Raw genomic sequence first — 20,050 nt, forward strand, 5'->3', positions numbered from 1 at the left:
GTTCCCTCACGCGTCGCGTTCCTTCAGCAGGACGTAGCCGCCCGCGAGCGCGGCGACCACCCACAGCGCCATGATGGCGAGCCCGCCCCAGGGCCCGTACGGGGTGTCGTCGTCGATCGGAGTGACCACCTGCATGATCCTGCTGCCGGCCTGGTCGGGCAGGTAGCGGCCGATCTTCTTCGTCGCGGAGACGTTGCCGAGGATGTTGGAGATCAGGAAGAAGAACGGCATCAGGATGCCCAGCGACAGCATCGGCGAGCGCAGCATCGTGGCCATGCCCATCGAGAACACGGCGATGAGGGTCATGTACAGGCCACCACCGACGACCGCCCGCAGGACCCCGCTGTCCCCGATCGACGCCCGGTGGGAGCCGAGCATGGCCTGCCCGAGGAAGAACGTGACGAAGCTGGTGACGAGCCCCACGGCGAGACAGAGCCCGGCGGCCACCGCGATCTTGCTGAACAGGAAGGTGCCGCGCTGCGGTACGGCGGCCAGCGAGGTGCGGATCATGCCGGTGCTGTACTCGTTCGACACCACCAGCACCCCGAACACGATCATCGCGAGCTGGCCGAGGGTCATCCCGGCGAAGCTGATGAACGTGGGGTCGAAGGAGAGCTGGTCGCCCCGGCTCATGTTGTCGAACTCGTGCCTCGACAGCGCCTAGATCAGCATGCCGAGGGCGATGGTGACGACCACGGCGAGGGACAGCGTCCACATGGTGGATGCCACCGACCGGATCTTGGTCCACTCGGACCGGATGACCTGGGTCGCCGCCATCGTCAGCTCCTCGTCCGGTCGTCGCCCCACTGCTGTCCGGCGGGCAGGGCCGGGGGCGTGTCCGTGTGCGTGTCGGTGTCCGTGTGCGCGTGGTACTCCACCGACTCCGCGGTCAACTGCATGAACGCCTCCTCCAGCGAAGCCCGTTGGGGGCTCAGCTCGTGCAGCACGAGCTGGTGCTGCGCGGCGAGTTCCCCGATGCGCTCGGACTTGTCGCCGTCCACCTCCAGCACCCCGCTGCCCGACTCGGCGGCCGTGATCCCGGCGCCGTACAGCACGTCGAGCAGCCGCTCGCGCTGCGGGCTGCGGATACGGACGTACGACCGCGAGTTCTGCGCGATGAAGTCGGCCATGGAGGTGTCGGCGAGCAGCCGGCCCTGGCCGATGACGACGAGGTGGTCGGCGGTCAGCGCCATCTCGCTCATCAGGTGGGAGGAGACGAACACGGTCCGCCCCTGCGTCGCGAGGGACTTCATCAGGTTGCGGATCCAGTGGATGCCCTCGGGGTCGAGCCCGTTGACCGGCTCGTCGAACATCAGGATCCGGGGGTCGCCCAGCAGCGCGCCCGCGATGCCGAGCCGCTGCCCCATGCCCAGCGAGAACCCCTTCGCCTTCTTCCTCGCCACCGAGGTCAGCCCGACGGTGTCCAGCACCTCGTGCACCCGGCTGCGCGGGATGCCGTTGCTCTGCGCCAGGCACAGCAGGTGGTTGAAGGCGCTGCGCCCGCCGTGCATGGCCTTGGCGTCCAGCAGGGCGCCGATGTACTTCAGCGGGTCCTTGAGCCGGTCGTAGTGCTGCCCGTCGATCCGCACGTCCCCGGCGGTCGGCCGGTCGAGGCCGAGCAGCATCCGCATGGTGGTGGACTTGCCGGCGCCGTTGGGACCGAGGAAGCCCGTGACGATGCCGGGTCTGACGGTGAAGGTCAGGTTGTTCACCGCGAGCTTCTCGCCGTACCGCTTCGTCAGGCCCTCGAGCTCGATCATGCGGACACGCTAGAACGCGACGAAGCCCCCTGCCACCGGAGTGACGGAGGGCTTCGCCGATGTTCGGTCGCCGCAGCGCCGGACCTTACCGGGACTGCTGCGCCGGGACCCCACGGGAGATCGGCTCGTCGTCCGTGGACGGCGCGCCGGCCGCGGCCACCGCGGCACCGGTCAGCGTGGCGAGCATCTCGCGGACGTTCGTGAGCTGCGCGTTGATCGAGTCGCGGCGGTTGGTGAGGGCCGCCAGCTCGCGCTCGGATTCCGAACGGATGCGGTCCGCCTTGGCGTTGGCGTCGGCCACGATGTCCTCGGCCTGGCGCTGCGCCGTCTCGACGGTCTGCCGGGCGCGACGCTCGGCGTCGGTGCGCAGCTTCTCGGCCTCCAGACGAAGCTGCTCCGCGCGGTGCTCGATCTCCGCGAGACGCTTCTCCGCCTTCTGCTGACGGGACGCGAGGTCGCGCTCCGACTGCTCGCGGCGCTTGGCGAGGTTGGTCTCGAAGTCGGCGGCGGCCTGCGCGGCCTTGGCGCGGGTCTCCTCGAAGAGCGCGTCGGCCTCCTCACGCTTCGACTGCGCGTCCTTCTGCGCCTCGGAACGCAGCTGCGACGCGTCGCTCTTGGCCTTCTCGACGATCCGAACGCCCTCGTCCTCGGACTTGGCCTTGCGCTCCGCAGCGAACGATTCCGCGTCGTTGCGCACCTGCTGGGCCGCCGACTCGGCGAGCTCGCGGTGCTGCTCGGACGCGCGACGGGCCTCCTCGCGCAGGTCCTTGGCCTCTTCCTCGGCGAGGCGGAGGATCTTCTCGACACGCGCGCCGAGACCGGCGTACGACGGCTCGGCGTCGCTTACCTGGGCCTGGGCGTTCTGCGTTTCGAGGTGGAGCTCCTCGATGCGCTTTTCCAGAGCAGTGATACGGGCCAGAGCGCTGTCACGGTCGGAGACGAGCTTCGAGATGCGTTCGTCCACCTGAGCGCGGTCGTACCCACGCCGCACAAGCTCGAAGCCGTAGGGGGAAGTGTCGCTCATGGGGTTCCTGTCGAATGAGACCGGTGAGGTGATAGGTGGAATCCTAGGGGCCAGAGCGGTGTGTCATCGAGCGTATGCGTGTTTGATCTGGAGAATGACACCCCTTTTGGGTGGCTGAACGGCGGACCGCTTGCCAAATGTACGGTCAAAGGCCCGAGACTTTAACGCAATCCACACATTCCGCTAGCCGTCCGAGGACTTCCCACCCGATCGAGGGGATCCGATGGTGGCGCCCGCCTTGACGCCTCCGTCCTTGCCGCCGGCCGGGGCCTCGAACGACTCCAACGCCTCCAGCACGTCCTGGACACGGGAGATCTCGGCGTTGATGTCCTCGCGCCGGCGCACCAGGACCTCCAGCTCCCGCTTGCCCTCCTCGACCGTGCGCCGCGCCTCGCGGACCGCCTCGGCCTTGAGCTCCTCGGCCTCCCGCACCAGCGTCGACTTCTTCTGCTCGGCCTCCTTGAGCAGCCCCTCGGCCTTCTTCACGGCGGCGATACGGACCTTGCCCGCCTCGGAGTTGGCGTCCGACACCAGCTCCCTCGCCTTCGCCTGCGCCTTGGCGAGCTGCTCCTCGGACGCCTTGATGAGCGCGTCGCAGCGGTCGCCGGTCGACTTCATCGTCTCGGCGGCCTCCCGGCGGGCCCGCTCGTGCAGCGCCTCGATCTCACGGGTGATGCGGTCGCGCAGTTCCTCGGACCGCTCCCTTATCGCGGTCGCGTCCCGGCGGGCGCCGATCAGCAGCTCGTCCGCGTCCGTACGGGCCTTCTCCACGCGGGAGTTGCCCTCCACGGTCGCCTCGGAGACGACCCGGTCGGCTTCGCTGCGGGCCGCGCCGACCATCGAGTCGGCCTGCGCCTCCGCGTCCGCGGTGGTCTTCTGCGCCTGCGTCTGCGCCTCGGTGAGCAGCTTGTCGGCCTCGGCGGCGGTCTCCGTGATGAGGGTGTCGACCTGCTCGGCCGCCTCGGAGCGCCGCTTGTTGGCCTCCTTGCGGGCCTCGTCCAGCGTCGAGTCGGCCTCGTCGCGGGCGACGCTCATCAGCCGGTCGGCCTCCGCTGCCGCCTCCGCCTTGAAGCGGTCGGCCTCGGTGCGGATCCGCTCGGCGTGCTGCTGCGCGGAACCCACCGTCCCGGCGGCCTCGGCGCGCAGCCGCTCCGCGTCCCCGGAGGCGTCCGCGATCAGCTTCTCCGCCTTGGCGACCGACTCGGCGCGCAGCCGCTCGGCCTCCGTGACCGTCTCCGTCTGGAGCCGCTCCGCCTCGCTGCGGGCCTCGGTGATGAGGGTGTCGGCCTGGGTCGCCGCGTCCGAGCGGATGCGGTTGGCGTCGTCGCGGGAGTCCGCCCGGGTGCGCGACGCGTCCTGCTCGGCCTGCGCGATGGTGTCCGAGGCCTCGGTGCGCACCCGCTGGGCGTGCGCGGACGCATCCGAGCGCAGCCGCTCCGCGTCCGCGATCGCCTCGCCCACGGTCCGCTCGGCCAGCGCCTGCGCGGCGTCCGCCGCGTCGCTCGCCTCGCGACGGAGCCGGCCCGCGTCCTCGGCGGCCCGCTCCCGCTCGGCGTAGGCGTCGGAGCGGACCCGGTCCGCCTCCTGCTCGGCCTCGCGCCGGGCACGGTCCGCCGCGTGCTCGGCGGCCGACCGCAGTCCGGTGATCTCGTCCTGCGCCTGCTCGTGCAGCCCGGCCACGGAGTCCCGTACCTGCTGCGCGTGCTGTTCGGCCGCCGACACCATCTCGGTGGCCCGCCGGTCCGCCTCCTCGACCAGCCGGACGGCCTCGCCCTGCGCCTCCTCCACCCGCCTGCGCGCCGAGGCGAGCAGCTCCTCGCTCTGCTCGCGGGCCCGCTCGCGCTCCTGGTCGGCCTCCTGGCGGGCGGAACCGAGGGTCTCCTCGGCCTCGCGACGGCGCCGCAGCGCCTCCTCCTGGGCGGCGGCCAGCGTCTCGGACGCCTCGGCGGACAGCCGCTCGGCCGCGGCCTGCGCCTCCGCGCGCACCCGGTCGGCGGTGTCCTGCGCCTCGGTCCTGAGCCGCTCGGCCTCGGCGGCGGCCTCCGACCGCAGCCGGACGGCGACGTTCTCGCCCTCGGCGCGTGAGGCGGACGCGTCGGCGGCGGCCTCGGTGCGCAGCCGGTCGGCCTCGTCGGCCGCCTGCTGCTGGAGCGTACGGATCCGCTCCGCGGCCTCCGAGCGCAGCCGGTCGTTCTCGTCGGCGGCCTCGCGGCGGATCCGCGCGGCCTCCTCCCGGGCGTCGGCCAGCGCCTGCTCGGCGGAGACGAGCCGGGACTCCGCCTCGGCGTGCAGCCGGTTCAGCTCCTCGGAGGCCTCCGCCTGCCGGGACTCGATCGCACGCTCGGCGTCCTCGCGCAGCTCGCGGGCGGCCTGCTCGGCGTTCGAGGTGATGGTCTCGGCCAGCTCCACCGCCTCGTCGCGCTGGCGCTCGGCCTCGGCGCGGGTGCGCTCCAGGGTCTCCTCGGCCTGCCGGCGCAGCGTGGTGGCGCGCTCGATGGCCTCGGTGCGCACCTTCTCGCTGTCCGAGGTGGCCTTCTGGCGCAGCTCGTCCGCGTCGGCCCGCGCCTTGGACAGCAGCTCCTCGGCGGTCCTGGCCGCCTCCTCGATCTGCTGGACGGCCTCCCGGCGGGCCTCCGCGCGGATCTTCTCGCCCTCGGCGACCGCGTCGGCGCGCAACTGCTCGGCCTCGCCGCGCAGCCGGCGGGCCTCCTCCTGCAGTTCGACCGTCTTGGCGCGGTACTCCTTGGTGTCGTCCTTCGCCGAGCCCTTGAGCTGCTCGGCGATGTCGTGCGCCTCGGCGCGCAGCCGGTCCGCCTCGGTCTCCGCCTCACGACGGATCCGCTCGGCCTCCTCGGCGGCGGCCTTGGTGGTGTTCTGCGCGTCCTCCTGCGCCTTGTCGAGGACGTCCTCGGCGGTCTTCGCCGCCTTCGACAGCTGGGTCGCGCTCTCCTCGGCGGTGAGCGTGCGGGCCTTCTCGGAGGCCTCCGCGACGATCTTCTCGGCCTCGGCGCGCGCGTCGGCGACGACCTGTTCGGCGTCCGCCTTGGTGGTATCGGCCTCCTTGGTGGCCTCGGTGACCAGCCGGGCGACCTGCTCCTTCGCCGTACGGGTGCGCTGCTCGTTGGCCGACTCGGCGCCGGCGAGGGCCTTCGACGCGGCGTCCCTGGCCTCGGTGAGCACCTTGTCGGCCTCGGCCTGCGCCTTGCGCAGCGCCTCCTCGGCCTCCGACATGCGCTGCTCGGCGGCGCGGCTCAGCTCACCGGCCTGGCGGCGGGCCGCGTCGGACTCCGTGGCGGTGGAGTTGCGGAGCTGCTCGGCGTGGTCGTTGGCCTCCTGGGCCTGGCTGGAGGCCGCGTTCAGCATCCGCTCGGTGTCCGTGCGGGCGCGCAGCAGGAGCTGCTCGGCCTCCGCGCGGGCCGCCTCGGCGTCGGCCTGGAGGCGCTGGCGGGCCTCCGTGGCGACCCGCTCGGCCTCGGCGCGCGCGGCCGACAGGGACTGCTCGGCCTCGGCCCGCGACTCGTCGAGCAGCCGGCGCGCCTGCGCCTCGGTGCGGGCCCGCAACTGCTCGGCCCACGCCACGTTCTCGTTGACGTGCGACTCGACGTTCTGCCGGCGCTCGGCCAGCTCCTGGTCGAGCTGCTGCCGCCGGGTGACCGCCTCCTGGTGCAGCTCCGCCTGGAGGCGGGCCGCCTGCTCGGCGTGCTCCTGGAGGATCCGCTGCGTCTGCGACCGGGCCTGGCTGAGCTCGCGCTCGGCGTCCTGCCGCAGCTGGTCGGCCTGCATCTGCGCGTTGCGCAGCATCTGCTCGGCCTGGTACCCGATGTCGCCGCCGTCGAAGGCGGGCCGGGACATGATGGTGCGCCGCGCCTCGTGCAACTTGGCGCGCAGCACCTCGACCTGGTAGCCGAGGTCCTCGGCGTGCTGAATCGCCTTTTCCCGCTCGGTCTTCAGCCGCTTCATCTCGGCTTCGAACCGAGTCAGGTGGTCGACGTCAGCCGCCGGTTCCCGCTCCTGGCTCTCGTAGCCCCGCACTGCGCGGTCCCATCCGTCCCTGGTCGCAAGCTTCCCGAACGAGCTCCGTCCGTCCGCCGGACGGGGCTCCCGGGGAATGGTGTCAGATCAACGACGGAGCATGGGCTGCTGCCCCGACGCTCGTCCCCCGAAACCCGGACCCCGGCTGCGTCCCGCCGCCGTACGGCAGGACCGGGTCGCCCCGGTGTGAGCGGCGACCGCCCCCAACCCTACCGGCCCATATGTACGTGGGTCAGTGCTCAGGTGACTCAACAGCGGCCGATGTGACCAGTTCTGTCAGTACTCCGTGGCAATCCTTCGGGTGCAGGAAGGTGATTCGTGACCCCATGGAGCCGCGCCGGGGCTCTTCGTACAGAACGCGTACGCCCTTGGCGCGGATGTCCGCGGACTCGGCGTCCACATCCGCCGTACCGAAAGCGATGTGGTGCACCCCCTCGCCGTTCTTCGCGAGCCACTTCCCGACGGCCGAGTCCTCCCGCGTCGGCTCGAGAAGCTGCAGGTACGAGGCCCCGCCGTCGGAGGTGTCGTTGATCTTGAGCATGGCCTCGCGCACGCCCTGCTCCTCGTTGACCTCGGAGTGGTACACCTCGAAGCCGTAGGTGGCACGGTAGAACTCGACGGTCGCGTCGAGGTCGTGGCAGGCGATCCCGATGTGGTCGATTCGCGTCAGCATGGAGTCAGTGCACCGCCTGGGAGGTGGTTACGCAACGTGCGCGCGATCACACTGGCGGCCCGGTGACGGCACGGAGTGCCACTCAGTACATTCGAAGTAAACCCTCGTTCACTCCTCGGCCCGTACAGGGCCGGTAAGGGGAATCGCAGCTCATGACTGGATCGACTGCTTCCAACGGCACGACCTCGGTGATCGTCGCGGGCGCGCGTACGCCCATGGGACGGCTGCTGGGCTCCCTGAAGTCCTTCTCCGGAGCCGACCTCGGCGGCTTCGCGATCAAGGCCGCCCTCGACCGTGCCGGGATCGGCGGCGACCAGGTGCAGTACGTGATCATGGGCCAGGTGCTCCAGGCCGGCGCGGGCCAGATCCCGGCCCGCCAGGCGGCCGTGAAGGCCGGCATCCCGATGAGCGTCCCGGCGCTCACCGTCAACAAGGTGTGCCTGTCCGGCCTCGACGCGATCGCGCTGGCCGACCAGCTGATCCGGGCCGGCGAGTTCGACATCGTGGTGGCCGGCGGCCAGGAGTCCATGACCAACGCCCCCCACCTGCTGCCCAAGTCCCGCGAGGGCTTCAAGTACGGCGCGATCGAGATGCTCGACGCGATGGCGTACGACGGTCTCACCGACGCCTTCGAGAACATCGCCATGGGCGAGTCCACGGAGAAGCACAACACCCGGCTGGGCATCGCCCGTCCGGAGCAGGACGAGATCGCCGCCCTCTCCCACCAGCGCGCCGCCGCCGCCCAGAAGAACGGCGTCTTCGAGGCCGAGATCACCCCGGTCGAGATCCCGCAGCGCAAGGGCGAGCCGGTCGTCTTCAGCAAGGACGAGGGCATCCGCGCCGACACCACCGCGGAGTCCCTGGGCAAGCTCCGCCCGGCGTTCACGAAGGACGGCACGATCACCGCGGGCACGTCCTCGCAGATCTCCGACGGCGCGGCGGCCGTCGTCGTGATGAGCAAGGCCAAGGCCGAGGAGCTGGGCCTCGCGTGGATCGCCGAGATCGGCGCCCACGGCAATGTGGCCGGCCCGGACAACTCGCTCCAGTCCCAGCCCTCCAACGCCATCCTGCACGCCCTGAAGAAGGACGGCCTGGAGGTCTCCGACCTGGACCTGGTCGAGATCAACGAGGCCTTCGCCGCCGTCGCCGTGCAGTCAATGAAGGACCTCGGCGTGTCCACGGAAAAGGTGAACGTCAACGGTGGCGCCATCGCCCTGGGCCACCCGATCGGCATGTCCGGCGCCCGGCTGGTCCTCCACCTGGCCCTGGAGCTCAGGCGGCGGGGCGGCGGCGTCGGCGCGGCGGCGCTGTGCGGCGGCGGCGGCCAGGGCGACGCGCTGATCGTGCGGGTACCCAAGGCCTGAACCTGTCGTACGTACGGATCCAGGAACGGAGCTGTGATGCAGGACGTCGCCTCGCTGGTCGCCCAGGCCAGGGAAGGCCGGCCGCGGGCCGTGGCCCGGCTGATCTCCCTGGTGGAGGGGGCGTCCCCGCAGCTCAGGGAGGTCATGGCGGCCCTGGCCCCGCTCGCCGGCAACGCGTACGTGGTCGGCCTGACGGGCTCGCCCGGCGTCGGCAAGTCCACGTCGACCTCCGCGCTGGTCACGGCGTACCGCAAGCAGGGCAGGCGGGTCGGCGTCCTGGCCGTCGACCCGTCGTCGCCGTTCTCCGGCGGCGCCCTGCTCGGCGACCGCGTCCGGATGTCCGAGCACGCCTCCGACCCCGGCGTCTACATCCGTTCCATGGCCACCCGCGGCCACCTCGGCGGCCTCGCCTGGTCGGCCCCGCAGGCGATCCGCGTGCTGGACGCGGCGGGCTGCGACGTGATCCTGGTCGAGACGGTCGGCGTCGGCCAGTCGGAGGTCGAGATCGCCTCCCAGGCCGACACCAGCGTGGTGCTGCTGGCCCCGGGCATGGGGGACGGCATCCAGGCGGCCAAGGCGGGCATCCTGGAGATCGGCGACGTCTACGTCGTCAACAAGGCCGACCGGGACGGCGCCGACTCCACCGCCCGCGAACTGAACCACATGCTCGGCCTCGGCGAGGCCCGCCGCCCCGGCGCCTGGCGCCCGCCGATCATCAAGACCGTCGCCTCGAAGGCGGAGGGCATCGACGAACTCGTCGAGGCGCTGGACAAGCACCGCGCGTGGATGGACGAGCACGGCGTCCGCGCCGAGCGCCGCCGCTCCCGCGCGGCCCGCGAGGTCGAGACGATCGCCGTCACCACCCTGCGCGAACGCATCGCCGACCTCCACGGCGACCGCCGCCTCACCACCCTCGCGGACCGCATCACCACCGGCGAACTGGACCCCTACAGCGCCGCCGACGAACTGGTGGCGGGGCTCACGGAGGGGTGAGCCCCGCGCGGCGGAAAACGCGTGGTCGGCCATCGGGCCGCGCTGGTACGTTCACTCCCGTGTTCCTCCTCTTGGCATAGGGCCCGTCCCGGCCCGTGACCGGTGAGCGGCGGTCGGCCGCGCCGGTCGCGGCGATACGGCGACCCCTTTTCCGCTCCGCCATGAGTCGAGGAACTCCTCATGTCCGCTTCGCACGCCGTGCGGCCTTCGTATGCCGTCGTTCTGCGCGTTCCGCACGCCCGCCGTACCTTCGCCGCCGCTCTGACCGGCCGGTTGTCGTACGGAATCGTCCCGCTGTCCCTGATGCTCGCCGTGACCCGGTCCTCGGGCTCGTACACGGTGGCGGGCACAGTGATGGCCCTGTTCGGGGCCACCACCGTCTTCCTCTCGCCCGCGCGGGCGGCCCTCATCGACCGGTACGGGCCGCGCCGGGCGCTCGTCCCGATGGCCGCCCTCTACACCGCGGTGCTCGGACTGCTGGCCGCGGCCGTCTCCCGTCCGGACGCCGTTCCCGCCGCCTCGCTCGGCGCCCTCGCCGCCGCGGCCGGCGCCTGTGTGCCGCCGCTGGGGCCGACCATGCGGGCCGTGTGGGGCAGGCTCGCCCCGGACCGCGCGCTGTTGCAGCGCGCCTACAGCGTCGACGGCGTCGCCGAGGAACTGCTCTTCGTCACCGGCCCGTTGCTGGTCGGCGTCCTCGTCGGCTTCGCGCCGCCGGCCGCAGGGATCGTCGTCGGGGCGGCCCTGATGGTCGGCGGCACGGCCGGGTTCGTGTCGTCGCCCGCGGTGCGGGACGTGCGGCCGGAGAAGGCCGCCGTGCGGCGGGGCGGGGGCGGTCTGCGCGGGCTCGCGCGGCCCGTCGTCGCCATCGCGGGCGTCGGGCTCGCGCTGGGCGTGGTCGACCTGCTGGTCGTGGCGTTCGCCGAGCGGCAGGGACACGGGACCGGCCACGGGGCCGGTGGGGCGGGCGCGGCCTGGGTGCTGGCCGCGCTGTCGGCCGGCAGCGCCGTCGGCGGGCTGCTCAACGGGGCCGTCGCCTGGCGGACCCCGGCCGGGGCACGGCTGCCGCTGCTCACGGCGGGGCTCGGGCTGACCCTGTGCGGCGCGGGACTGGCACCGGGGCTCGGCACGCTCGCCGTCGCCGTCGCGGCGGCCGGGTTCTTCGTGTCGCCGGCGATCACCACGGCCTACCTCATCGCCGACGAGACCGCCGCGCCCGAGGCCCGGGTACGCGCCGGGGCGTGGGTCAACACGGCCGTCAACGCCGGGAGCACGGCCGGTACGGCGGTCGCGGGAGCGCTGGCCGGACGGCTGCCGGTGGGGGTGTGCTTCGCGGTGACCGGGGCGGTGGTGCTGGCGACGGCGGCCGCCGTCACCGGACGCCGGTCGAGGGACACGAGCGAACTCGTGCCCCTCGCCTGACGGTCGGCCGGCTCAGCCGATTCGGCCGGTCGGCTCAGTCGTCGAGGTCCTGCGTGACCTTGCCGGTGCGGGCGTCGACCTGCCACTCGCCGCCCTTGGCGGTGTCCACGCTCCACGTCGTCGCGCCGCCGTCGTCGTCCAGGCCGACATCGGTCACCGTGCCCTTGGCGGCGACGGCCAGGGCGGCTTCGCGGGCGTCGACGCCCGCGCCCTTCAGCGCGGCGAGGTCCGCCCGGCCGTCGGCCGCGTCGTCGCCGTCGTCGTCGTCGGTGTCGCGGTGGGCGCCGACGACCTTGCCGGTGTCGGGGGAGACGACGACGGTGTGCTCGGTGCCGTCGGCCTTGACGACGTCCACGTGCCAGGTGCCCGCGTCGGCGCCGTCGTCCTCCCGGTCGGCGCCGACGACGGTGCCCGGCGTGTGCTTCAGCGCCGCCGCGATCGCCGCGGCGACGGAGGCCGGGCGCGCCGAGGTCACCAGGGCGTTCGTCCCGGCGCCCGCCTCGGCGGCCGACAGGACCTTCGTCTCGACGCCGGCCTTCGTGTCCGCGCTGGTCTCCGGCGTCGTGTTCGGCTCGGCGAAGGCGACCGCCGCACCCCCGCCGATCACCAGGGACGTGACGACGGCGGCGATGACGAGCTTGCGCTTCATGGGGTTTCCTCCCGCTGTGGTGCTGCTTCGGTTGCGACGAGAACCAAGGTGCCCGACCCGACCTGAACGCACGCTGAAGCCACCTGAAGATCACTTCAGGTCGGGTTTGCGACCCTGTGCACATGCGCCCACCCGTCGCCCGCCACCGCCCTACCCGAGGCGCTACGCGCCGCCCCTTTAGATTCTTGATCGTCGAGGATGAAAAGCGCCTCGCCCTGTCACTCGCCAAGGGCCTGACCGCCGAGGGCTACGCCGTGGACGTCGTCCATGACGGTCTGGAGGGGCTGCACCGGGCGAGCGAATCGCCGTACGACCTGGTCGTCCTCGACATCATGCTGCCCGGCATGAACGGCTACCGCGTCTGCGCCACCCTGCGCGCCGCCGGCAACGACGTCCCGATCCTCATGCTCACCGCCAAGGACGGCGAGTACGACGAGGCGGAGGGCCTGGACACGGGCGCGGACGACTACCTCACCAAGCCGTTCTCGTACGTCGTCCTCGTCGCCCGCGTCAAGGCGCTGCTGCGGCGGCGCGGGCAGGGCGCCGGGGCCTCGCCCGTGCACGTCCTGGGCGAGCTGAAGGCCGACACCGCCGCGCGGCGCGTCTTTCTCGCCGAGGAGGAAGTGGCGCTCACCGCAAAGGAGTTCGCCGTCCTGGAGCAACTGGTGCTGCGGGCCGGCGAGGTGGTGTCCAAGGCCGAGATCCTGGACCACGTCTGGGACTTCGCCTACGACGGCGACCCCAACATCGTCGAGGTCTACGTCAGCGCGCTGCGCCGCAAGCTGGGCGCAGGGCGCATCCGGACGGTGCGCGGGGCCGGTTACCGGCTGGAGCGGCTGGACCGCGTCGAGGCGGCGCTGTGAGACGCCGGCTCGGTTCCGTGCGGGCGCGGGCGACGCTCGGCGCCGTCCTCGTCGTCGCCGTGGCCCTCCTCGCGGCCGGTACGGCCGTGCTGCTGTCCCTGCGGTCCAACCTGACCGACCAGGCCGGCGGCCAGGCGGAACGGTCCGCGCGGGCCGTCGCCGCCCAACTCGCCGTCGGGACGCCGTACGAGGACCTCTCCTCGATGGACGACGACGAGCGGCCGGTCCAGATCGTCGACGCCAAGGGCACCCGGGTCGCGGCGAGCGAGGACCTGGAGCGGATCGGCGCGGCCGGGGCGACGGGGACGGCCGGGGACCTCGGTGACGATCTCGAACCCGGCGAGATCGACGACGACACCCGCTTCACCGAGGGCACCGCGACCGTCGACGGCGAGACGGCCGACTACCGCTTCGCCGCCGTCGAGGTGCGCGACCCGCGCAAAGGGCCGCTCACCGTGTACGCGGGCGCGCCCCTGGAAGCCGAGCAGAGCGCCGTGCGCAGCGCCCTCACCGTCATGCTGATCGGCTTCCCGCTGCTGCTGGCCGTCGTCGCGGGCGTGACCTGGCTGGTCACCCGGCGGGCGCTGCGCCCGGTCGAGGGCATCCGGCGCGAGATGGCCGCGATCACCGCCTCCGCCGACCTGGCCCGCCGGGTGCCCGAGCCGGACACCCACGACGAGGTCGCCCGGCTCGCCCGGACGACGAACGAGACGCTGGCCGCCCTGGAGACCTCCGTGGAACGCCAGCGCCGGTTCGTCGCCGACGCCTCCCACGAGCTGCGCAGCCCGATCGCCTCGCTGCGCACCCAGTTGGAGGTCGGCGCCGCGCACCCCGAGCTGCTGGACGTGGCGGGCGCGGTCGAGGACACCGTACGGCTGCAGCGGCTGGCCGCCGATCTGCTGCTGCTCGCCCGGCTGGACGCGGGCGAGGCGCCGGCGGCGGGGCGGGTGGACCTGGCGGCGCTGGCGCGGGAGGAGGCCGGTCATCGGGCGGGTGTCACCGTCGACGACGCGTCAGTGTCCGGGGCCGGGTCCGTGGAGGTGGCCGGATCGCGGGGGCAGTTGGGGCGGGTGCTGGCCAATCTGCTGGACAACGGGCTGCGGCACGCCCGGTCGTCGGTCGGCGTGCGGGTGCGGCGGGTGGGGGAGTGGGCCGTCGTCGAGGTCGCCGACGACGGGGACGGGGTGCCCGAGGCGGACCGGGAGCGGATCTTCGAACGGTTCGTACGGCTCGACGACGCGCGCAGCCGCGACGAGGGCGGGGCGGGGCTGGGCCTGGCCATCGCCCGGGACGTGGCCGTCCGGCACGGCGGCACGCTCACGGTGCGCCAGGCATCGGAAGGCGGAGCCCTGTTCGAGCTCCGTCTTCCGATCGCCTAGCGGCTGTCCCGCGTGTCCCGTGTCCGTGTCCCGCTCCCGTGCCGCGCGCCTGCTACGGGCGTCCCCGGTGTCCGCGGAGGTGTTCCGCGACGGGCTTCAGGCTCTTGGAGAGTTCCGCCGCGGCCTCGGCGGAGAGGAGGTCGATGAAGTGCCGCCGCACGGAGTCCACATGGTGGGGGGCGACCTTGTGCATCGTCTCCAGGCCGTGCTCGGTCAGGACCGCGTACAGACCGCGGCGGTCGGACTCGCAGTTCTCACGGCGCACCAGGTCTGCGTTCTCCATGCGGGTGATCTGGTGCGAGAGGCGGCTCTTCGACTGGAGGGTGGCGGCCGCGAGATCGCTCATCCGCATCCGGACGCCTTCCGACTCGGAGAGGTTCACCAGGATCTCGTAGTCGTTCATGGTCAGACCGAACGGCTGCAGGTCCTTCTCGAGCTGGTACGTCAACAGCCTGTTGACCTCCAGGTGGGTGCGCCAGGCGCACTGCTCCGCTTCGGTCAGCCAGCGCGTGGCCGTTTCGGTCTCCATAAATGAAGTCTACCTAAAATGTTGAAAGGCTAACTAATAAGGATGGCGTGACAGTGCGCACGCGTTCGACGTCACACTCCGCAGAGTACCGCTCACAGCCCGAAGCGACGCTGGAGATCTCCCAGCTGTCCGGGAAGGCGCGGTGCGCCGGACTGCGCGCCGTGACCGCCCTGCCCGCCCGCTCCCGCACCGCCGCCGGGCACCCCCGGCTCGTGCGGAACCGCGCCCGTGGCCTGCTCGGCCATGAGGGTCTCGGTGGACTGCAACAGCACCGTGCCGGCGCCGACGAACTCGAACTGATGCTCCTCCCCGGAGGCCCCGCCGAGGCCCGTCAGCGCACGGAGACCGCCCATCAGGCCGGTCATGTACCCGTGGTCGTAGTGATGGCAGGGGGACGGGCAGTCGGCCCAGCCGACGAGCGCCTGCGGGTCGACCCGGATCGGGGGTTCCATGAACACCACCGGGCCGTTGGAGGCGGCGACGAACTTGCCGGTCCCGATCAGCGTGAGAAATCCGGGGACGATCGACTGCTTGAGCGACAGACTTGGCTGAAACGCGAGCAGATTGCCCGAGCGAATGGTCAGATTGCCGTCCTCCAGGTCGTACGAGTTCACGTCGAAGGCCCGGTCGGCGAGGAGCATCTTGCCCGATCCGTCCGCCACGACCCAGTCGCTCGCGTGCAGAGGCGAATGGAACGAGGTGCGCACGAGGCGGTCCAGCCGGCCGTGCCCGACGCCGTTGAAGTCGATCGACCCGTAGTAGGCGATCATCTTCCCCTTCTGCAGGAACCACTGGCTCCCCTTGAGCTCCACGCAGAAGGTGTAGTGGTTGACGTTGTCGTCGACCGGCAGGGTCATGGGGTCGTACACCGTCGGGCCGCCGCCCGGAGCCCCGTACATGCTCACAGCTTCTCCTCCGACGCCTGGACGAACACCACACCGCTGCCGCTGAGCTCCAGTTGGAACCCCTCGCCGGAGCCGCGGCCCACCATGTCCCGCCAGCCCAGCGCGGTCGACAGCTTGTTGCGGACGTCGCCGTGGTGGGCGACGTAGGCCTGGGGGTCGACGTGGACCGGGCGCTGCGGGGTGATCGGGACCTCGAAGACCCCGCCGTGGGCCATCACGGCGACCGCCCCGTGCCCCTTGAGGGTGGTGGTGAACAGCCCCTGGCCGCTGATCTGGCCGCGGACCATGCCCATGACCCCGCCCTGGGAGCCCAGGAACATCGTGCCCTGCTGGAGTGTGCCCTCGAAGGCGAGCAGCCGGTCCGCCTCCACGTACAGCGTGTCGCCGGTCAGCCGGATGACCTGGACGTGGTGGCCGCCGTGCCCGAAGAGGACCGTGCCGCTGCCCTCGACGGTCATCAGGGGCGTGTCCTCGTTGGCCAGCCGCCGCCCGATCATGGACATCACGCCGCCCTGCCCGCCCTGGACGTTGGGCGTGAACGACACGTCGCCGCGGTACGCCAGCATCGCGCCGCGCTGGCTGTAGAGGCGCTGGCCGGGGACTACGGTCGCCTCGAGCATCTTGGAGTTGATCTCACGGAAGGTCATCTCACACGTCCCCCGCGATCGTGTTGCGCTCGCTCGGCTGGACGTACACCAGGCCGTCCCCCTCGAACCGGATCTGGAAGGCCTCGCCACCGCCCTCGCCCATGAACGTGCGGAACGTCACACCCGACTGGAAGGACTGCCGGACGTTTCCCTGGTGCGCGACATACGCGCCCGGGTCCACCGTCAGCGGGTACTGCGGGCTGACGCGCAGCACCACGGCCGGCCCGTCCGACGTGATCGCCGCCTGTCCGTGCCCCTCGACGGTCGTCGTGAACAGCCCGTTGCCCTGGGTCGCGCCGCGCAGCCCGGTGAAACTCGTCCCGGTCCTGAGGCCCGCGTCGGTCGCGAGCAGGTTGCTCGACTCGACGTACAGCTTGTCCCCCTGGAGCTGGACAAGGTTGATCTCGGAGGCGCGATCGGCGAACCAGCACGTGCCCTGCCCCCTCACCTCCATCACGGTCATCTGCTCGCCGGTGAGCCGCCGGGTCACCATGCCCCGGATGCCCTCGCCGCCGCCGCTGAGCTTCTTGAAGGCCATCTGCCCGTCGTACGCGACCATCGAGCCGTTCTTCGCCTTCACGGCGTCCCCGGTCATGTCGACGGCGAGCACCTTGCTGTCTTGAAGTCGAAACATCGCCACGCTGCGAAGGTATCGGGCGGAGGGGTGCGCGGAACAGCACCCGGGGGTGGAGAGAGACCCTGAACGCACCCTTAGGGGGACCGTTTGCCACAATGGGCGAAAGCTTGTGCGTGTATTCACAAACCGCCTGCCCATCGCCTGCTCACTGCCCGCCCATTGCTGTACCTCCCCCGAAGGTGATCCGTGGACCTGAAGACAGCCTCCGCCCTCCGCCGACTGCGCCTGGTCTCCGCCCCGGAAGCCGTGTCCTTCCTCCTGCTGCTGGTCTGCTCGGTGCTGAAGCGGACCACCGACTTCAACGCGGTGCCCGTCATGGGCATGGTCCACGGCGTCCTGTTCATCCTGTACGTGCTCTTCTGGGCGGACGCCTGGAACCGCACCAAGTGGTCCCCGAAGACCGCGGCCCTCTACTTCGTCCTCTCGGTCCTGCCGACCGGCGGTTTCTTCGCCGAGCGCAAGCTGCGCCGTGAGGCCGAGGATGCGGTCATCGCCTCCCGCGCCCGCAACGACGGCGTCGTGAACGCATGATCGTCGCCTTCTCGGTCACCCCGCTGGGCGTCGGCGAGGACGTCGGCGAATACGTCGCCGACGCCGTCCGGGTCGTCCGCGACTCGGGCCTGCCGAACCGCACCGACGCCATGTTCACGTCAATCGAGGGTGAGTGGGACGAGGTCATGGACGTCGTCAAACGTGCCGTGGCCGCCGTCGAGGCACGCGCTCCCCGCGTCTCCCTGGTCCTCAAGGCGGACATCCGCCCGGGTGTGACGGACGGCCTGACCTCGAAGGTGGAGACCGTGGAGCGGCACCTCGGGCAGTGACCCGCCTGGAGCCGCCTGCCCGGCAGTGACCCACCCGGACCCACGTGGGCCCACTTGGCTCAGCGTCGTGCGGACGCGCGGCGCAGGTACTGCCGGACCGCCCGTTGGGCCACCGGGCCCAGTTCCTCCAGGGCGCCGACCAGGAGGCCCAGTTGTTCCAGGGCGTTCAGGGCGGAGCCGGCGCCGACCGCGTCGACCCCTTCGTACAGCTCGATGCCGACGAAGGACGCGGCCACCGCGCGGGCCAGCCCCGCCGGGTCGGTGAACTCGCCGAACGGCGTGCCCGTGAGGACGCGGCGCAGGACGTTCTCGATCTCGACGATCCACAGGTCGAGGCCCGCCGCCGTGGCCGGGCCGAGGGCCTCGTGGGTCTGGGCGCCCGCCAGGAGCTGGCCGAGGAGGGAGACGTGCCCGCCGACGCGCTCCTGTTCGTGGATCTCGCGGCCCAGGGCGAGGAGTTCGGACAGTGAGGCGACGGCGTCGAAGCGGGGGCGGTAGCGCGAGACCGTGCGCTCGGCTCCGTACCGGCACGCCGCCGCGAGCAGCTCGTCCACCGAGCCGAAGTGGTAGAAGACCAGGGCCTGGTTCACCCCGGCGGCCGCCGCGACCGTCCGCGCCGACGTCTTGGCGATGCCCTGCTCGGTGAGCGTGCGCAGGGCGCCCTCCAGCAGCTTCGTCTTCGTGTCCGTCTTCGTGTCCGTCTTCGCGTCAGGCGGTGTGTCCGGCGTCGCGTCCGGCTTTGTGCCGGGGTTCACCCGCGCGCCTCCTCGCGTACCGGACGCAGCCCCGGGCGCACACCGCGGGCTTGGACGTCCGTGTACGTCGCCGTGAACGAGCCGTGGTAGCCGAACAGCGGGCCGAAGAAGCGGTTCACCACGCTCACTTGGATACGGAACCGGCCGGCCCGGTCGTCGTAGGACTCCCGCACCTCCGCCGTCGCCCCGATCAGCTCGGGGACCCGCACGTCCAACGGGCCCTCGCGGAAGCGGTGTTCGCCGGAGCGGATCAGCAGCGAGCCGTCCGCCTCGGCGGTGAGGCGCAGGTCGGTGGCGAGGTGCTGGTGGGTGCCGAGGTAGTCGAGGACGTGGTCGCCGCCGGGGCCCAGCACCATCTGGGCGTCGAAGCGGCGGGCCCGGCCGGGCAGGTCGAAGGTGCGCACGAAGCTCACCGTCTCACGCCCGAAGCCGTCCACGTACGGCACGTTCTCGATCATGAACGGGATGTTCCGTCCCGCGCGCGGGACGAGGATGTTGCGGGTCGCACCCAGGGCGAGGAACGGTTTCACCCAGGCCCCGCCGTGCCAGATCCGGTCCATCGTGCCCCGGCCCGTGCAGGCCTCCCCGCTCGCCAGCCCCACCGAGAAACGGCGTTGCAGCCGCGGGTGCAGCCGGTCGAAGTCGGCGCCCATCGCCGTACGGAAGATCGAGGTCGTCGCGGGTCCTCCGGCATCGCGGGTCATCGCGGGTCCTTCAGGGCGCGCAGGACGCGGGGCGCACGCGCGCGTACCGGCGGCCGGCGCAGACAGCGGCGGGCCGCCGGCGTGCGGGACAGGGGCGATGCGAACAGGGCCACGCACACCGCGACGCTCAGCAGCAGCGGACACAGGTAGGCCAGCGACGCCGCGAACGGGCCGAAGAGCAGCAGCAGGGACTCCAGGCCGAGCCCGGTACAGGCGAACGTGACGACACACGCGCGTACGGCGATCTCCACGAGCCAGTTGACCAGCGCGCGTTCCGGCGTGACGCCCCGCTCCAGCCACAGCCGCAGCCGGTCGAAGGACCAGGCCGTCGCCCAGCCCATCAGCGGCCGGAAGAGCACCCGGTCGGCCAGCGCGCCGAACGCACCCCAGCGGGGGCGGTAGTCGTAGCCGGTGAGGAAGCGGACGCCGTCGCCGTCGGGGACGTAGCGCCAGTAGCCGCTGCCCTCGGCCAGCAGGGAGAGCGGGTGCGGGGAGGCGAAGCGCAGGGCGGACGTGCGGGTGCCGTCGGGGCGTTCGCGCTCACCGGCGGAGACACCCGTTCCGGCGACCGTCAGGAACGGCAGCACGCGCGTGGCGTAGCGGAACCGCTGGGGCTCGTCGTCGCCGTCGCCCTGGCCGCGCGGAAGGTAGTCGATCTCGGTGAACCTCAGGTCCCAGCGCCGGTGCTGCGCCGGGTCCTGTGTCCGCGCCCACACCTCGTCGAGGTCGGCGCGGATCCGCGCCTCGACGAACAGTCCCGTGCGCTGTCCCATGCGATCTCCCAGGTCGGGCAAGGTCGACGTCAGTATTTGAGCGATCGCTCAAACTCTCCGAAGCGGACGGTACACCTGTTTGAGCAGTCGCTCAAACAGGTGACGGGGGGAGGGGTTTCGGCG

The 20,050-nt window shown here is 71.9% G+C and carries 19 protein-coding genes and 1 pseudogene; 7 read left to right on the forward strand and 13 right to left on the reverse strand.

The annotated features are described in order from the left end of the window. Positions 1-6 precede the first annotated feature (6 nt). From OG352_RS29535 to mce, 5 genes and pseudogenes are all read right to left on the reverse strand, one after another. Positions 7-777: pseudogene (locus tag OG352_RS29535) on the reverse strand (ABC transporter permease). Between the two features lie 2 nt (positions 778-779). Beyond that, positions 780-1,760, reverse strand: a complete 981-nt coding sequence (locus OG352_RS29540) for an ABC transporter ATP-binding protein (protein WP_329221084.1) — start codon at positions 1,758-1,760, stop codon at positions 780-782. Positions 1,761-1,845: 85 nt separating this feature from the next. Further along, the gene (locus OG352_RS29545; RefSeq protein WP_329221085.1) at positions 1,846-2,784 is read right to left on the reverse strand and encodes a cellulose-binding protein; all 939 of its coding nucleotides are present in this window, start codon (positions 2,782-2,784) and stop codon (positions 1,846-1,848) included. A 183-nt stretch (positions 2,785-2,967) separates the two neighbouring features. Next, positions 2,968-6,816: a polarized growth protein Scy gene (gene scy, locus OG352_RS29550; RefSeq protein WP_329221086.1), complete on the reverse strand. Its 3,849-nt coding sequence runs from the start codon at positions 6,814-6,816 to the stop codon at positions 2,968-2,970. A gap of 232 nt (positions 6,817-7,048) precedes the next feature. Then, positions 7,049-7,489: a methylmalonyl-CoA epimerase gene (gene mce / locus OG352_RS29555; protein ID WP_329221087.1), complete on the reverse strand. Its 441-nt coding sequence runs from the start codon at positions 7,487-7,489 to the stop codon at positions 7,049-7,051. A gap of 152 nt (positions 7,490-7,641) precedes the next feature. Between mce and OG352_RS29560 the strand changes: the two genes are divergently transcribed. From OG352_RS29560 to OG352_RS29570, 3 genes are all read left to right on the forward strand, one after another. After that, positions 7,642-8,853: an acetyl-CoA C-acetyltransferase gene (locus OG352_RS29560; RefSeq protein ID WP_329221088.1), complete on the forward strand. Its 1,212-nt coding sequence runs from the start codon at positions 7,642-7,644 to the stop codon at positions 8,851-8,853. A 36-nt stretch (positions 8,854-8,889) separates the two neighbouring features. Next, positions 8,890-9,846, forward strand: a complete 957-nt coding sequence (gene meaB / locus OG352_RS29565; RefSeq protein WP_329221090.1) for a methylmalonyl Co-A mutase-associated GTPase MeaB — start codon at positions 8,890-8,892, stop codon at positions 9,844-9,846. 180 nt (positions 9,847-10,026) lie between these two features. Next, positions 10,027-11,265 (forward strand): MFS transporter, encoded by a 1,239-nt coding sequence (locus tag OG352_RS29570; protein WP_329221092.1) that lies wholly within the window; start codon positions 10,027-10,029, stop codon positions 11,263-11,265. 34 nt (positions 11,266-11,299) lie between these two features. On the opposite strand, the gene OG352_RS29575 is transcribed toward OG352_RS29570, so the two are convergent. Further along, on the reverse strand, positions 11,300-11,914 hold the full coding sequence (locus OG352_RS29575; RefSeq protein WP_329221093.1) for a PepSY domain-containing protein: 615 nt from the start codon (positions 11,912-11,914) through the stop codon (positions 11,300-11,302). Positions 11,915-12,036: 122 nt separating this feature from the next. Here OG352_RS29575 and OG352_RS29580 point away from each other — a divergent pair, with 122 nt between their 5' ends. Further along, positions 12,037-12,777 (forward strand): response regulator transcription factor, encoded by a 741-nt coding sequence (locus OG352_RS29580; protein ID WP_443072372.1) that lies wholly within the window; start codon positions 12,037-12,039, stop codon positions 12,775-12,777. Further along, on the forward strand, positions 12,774-14,156 hold the full coding sequence (locus OG352_RS29585; protein ID WP_329221097.1) for a sensor histidine kinase: 1,383 nt from the start codon (positions 12,774-12,776) through the stop codon (positions 14,154-14,156). Before OG352_RS29580 ends, OG352_RS29585 begins: the two co-directional genes overlap by 4 nt. 52 nt (positions 14,157-14,208) lie before the next feature. Here the strand turns inward: OG352_RS29585 and OG352_RS29590 are convergent, their stop codons facing one another. The 4 genes from OG352_RS29590 to OG352_RS29605 form a co-directional block, all read right to left on the reverse strand. Continuing rightward, positions 14,209-14,685 carry a MarR family winged helix-turn-helix transcriptional regulator gene (locus OG352_RS29590; protein WP_329221099.1) on the reverse strand — a complete coding sequence of 159 codons (477 nt, stop codon included), beginning with the start codon at positions 14,683-14,685 and terminating at the stop codon, positions 14,209-14,211. A 92-nt stretch (positions 14,686-14,777) separates the two neighbouring features. After that, positions 14,778-15,584: an AIM24 family protein gene (locus OG352_RS29595; protein ID WP_329224015.1), complete on the reverse strand. Its 807-nt coding sequence runs from the start codon at positions 15,582-15,584 to the stop codon at positions 14,778-14,780. 2 nt (positions 15,585-15,586) lie between these two features. Continuing rightward, positions 15,587-16,237: an AIM24 family protein gene (locus tag OG352_RS29600; protein WP_329221101.1), complete on the reverse strand. Its 651-nt coding sequence runs from the start codon at positions 16,235-16,237 to the stop codon at positions 15,587-15,589. Position 16,238: 1 nt separating this feature from the next. Beyond that, the gene (locus OG352_RS29605; RefSeq protein WP_329224016.1) at positions 16,239-16,871 is read right to left on the reverse strand and encodes an AIM24 family protein; all 633 of its coding nucleotides are present in this window, start codon (positions 16,869-16,871) and stop codon (positions 16,239-16,241) included. A gap of 189 nt (positions 16,872-17,060) precedes the next feature. On the opposite strand from OG352_RS29605, the gene OG352_RS29610 reads away from it, so the two are divergent. Further along, the gene (locus OG352_RS29610) at positions 17,061-17,405 is read left to right on the forward strand and encodes a DUF3817 domain-containing protein (RefSeq protein ID WP_329221103.1); all 345 of its coding nucleotides are present in this window, start codon (positions 17,061-17,063) and stop codon (positions 17,403-17,405) included. After that, the gene (locus tag OG352_RS29615; protein WP_329221104.1) at positions 17,402-17,695 is read left to right on the forward strand and encodes an MTH1187 family thiamine-binding protein; all 294 of its coding nucleotides are present in this window, start codon (positions 17,402-17,404) and stop codon (positions 17,693-17,695) included. Before OG352_RS29610 ends, OG352_RS29615 begins: the two co-directional genes overlap by 4 nt. Positions 17,696-17,754: 59 nt before the next feature. On the opposite strand, the gene OG352_RS29620 is transcribed toward OG352_RS29615, so the two are convergent. The 3 genes from OG352_RS29620 to OG352_RS29630 form a co-directional block, all read right to left on the reverse strand. Beyond that, positions 17,755-18,366 carry a TetR/AcrR family transcriptional regulator gene (locus OG352_RS29620; protein ID WP_329224017.1) on the reverse strand — a complete coding sequence of 204 codons (612 nt, stop codon included), beginning with the start codon at positions 18,364-18,366 and terminating at the stop codon, positions 17,755-17,757. 80 nt (positions 18,367-18,446) lie between these two features. Continuing rightward, a complete protein-coding gene (locus tag OG352_RS29625) occupies positions 18,447-19,154 on the reverse strand; it encodes a DUF4166 domain-containing protein (protein ID WP_329221106.1) in 708 nt (235 codons plus the stop codon). Beyond that, positions 19,151-19,927 carry an SRPBCC family protein gene (locus tag OG352_RS29630; protein ID WP_329221108.1) on the reverse strand — a complete coding sequence of 259 codons (777 nt, stop codon included), beginning with the start codon at positions 19,925-19,927 and terminating at the stop codon, positions 19,151-19,153. Before OG352_RS29630 ends, OG352_RS29625 begins: the two co-directional genes overlap by 4 nt. Positions 19,928-20,050: the final 123 nt, after the last annotated feature.

Source organism: Streptomyces sp. NBC_01485 (assembly GCF_036227125.1).
Lineage (GTDB): Bacteria > Actinomycetota > Actinomycetes > Streptomycetales > Streptomycetaceae > Streptomyces.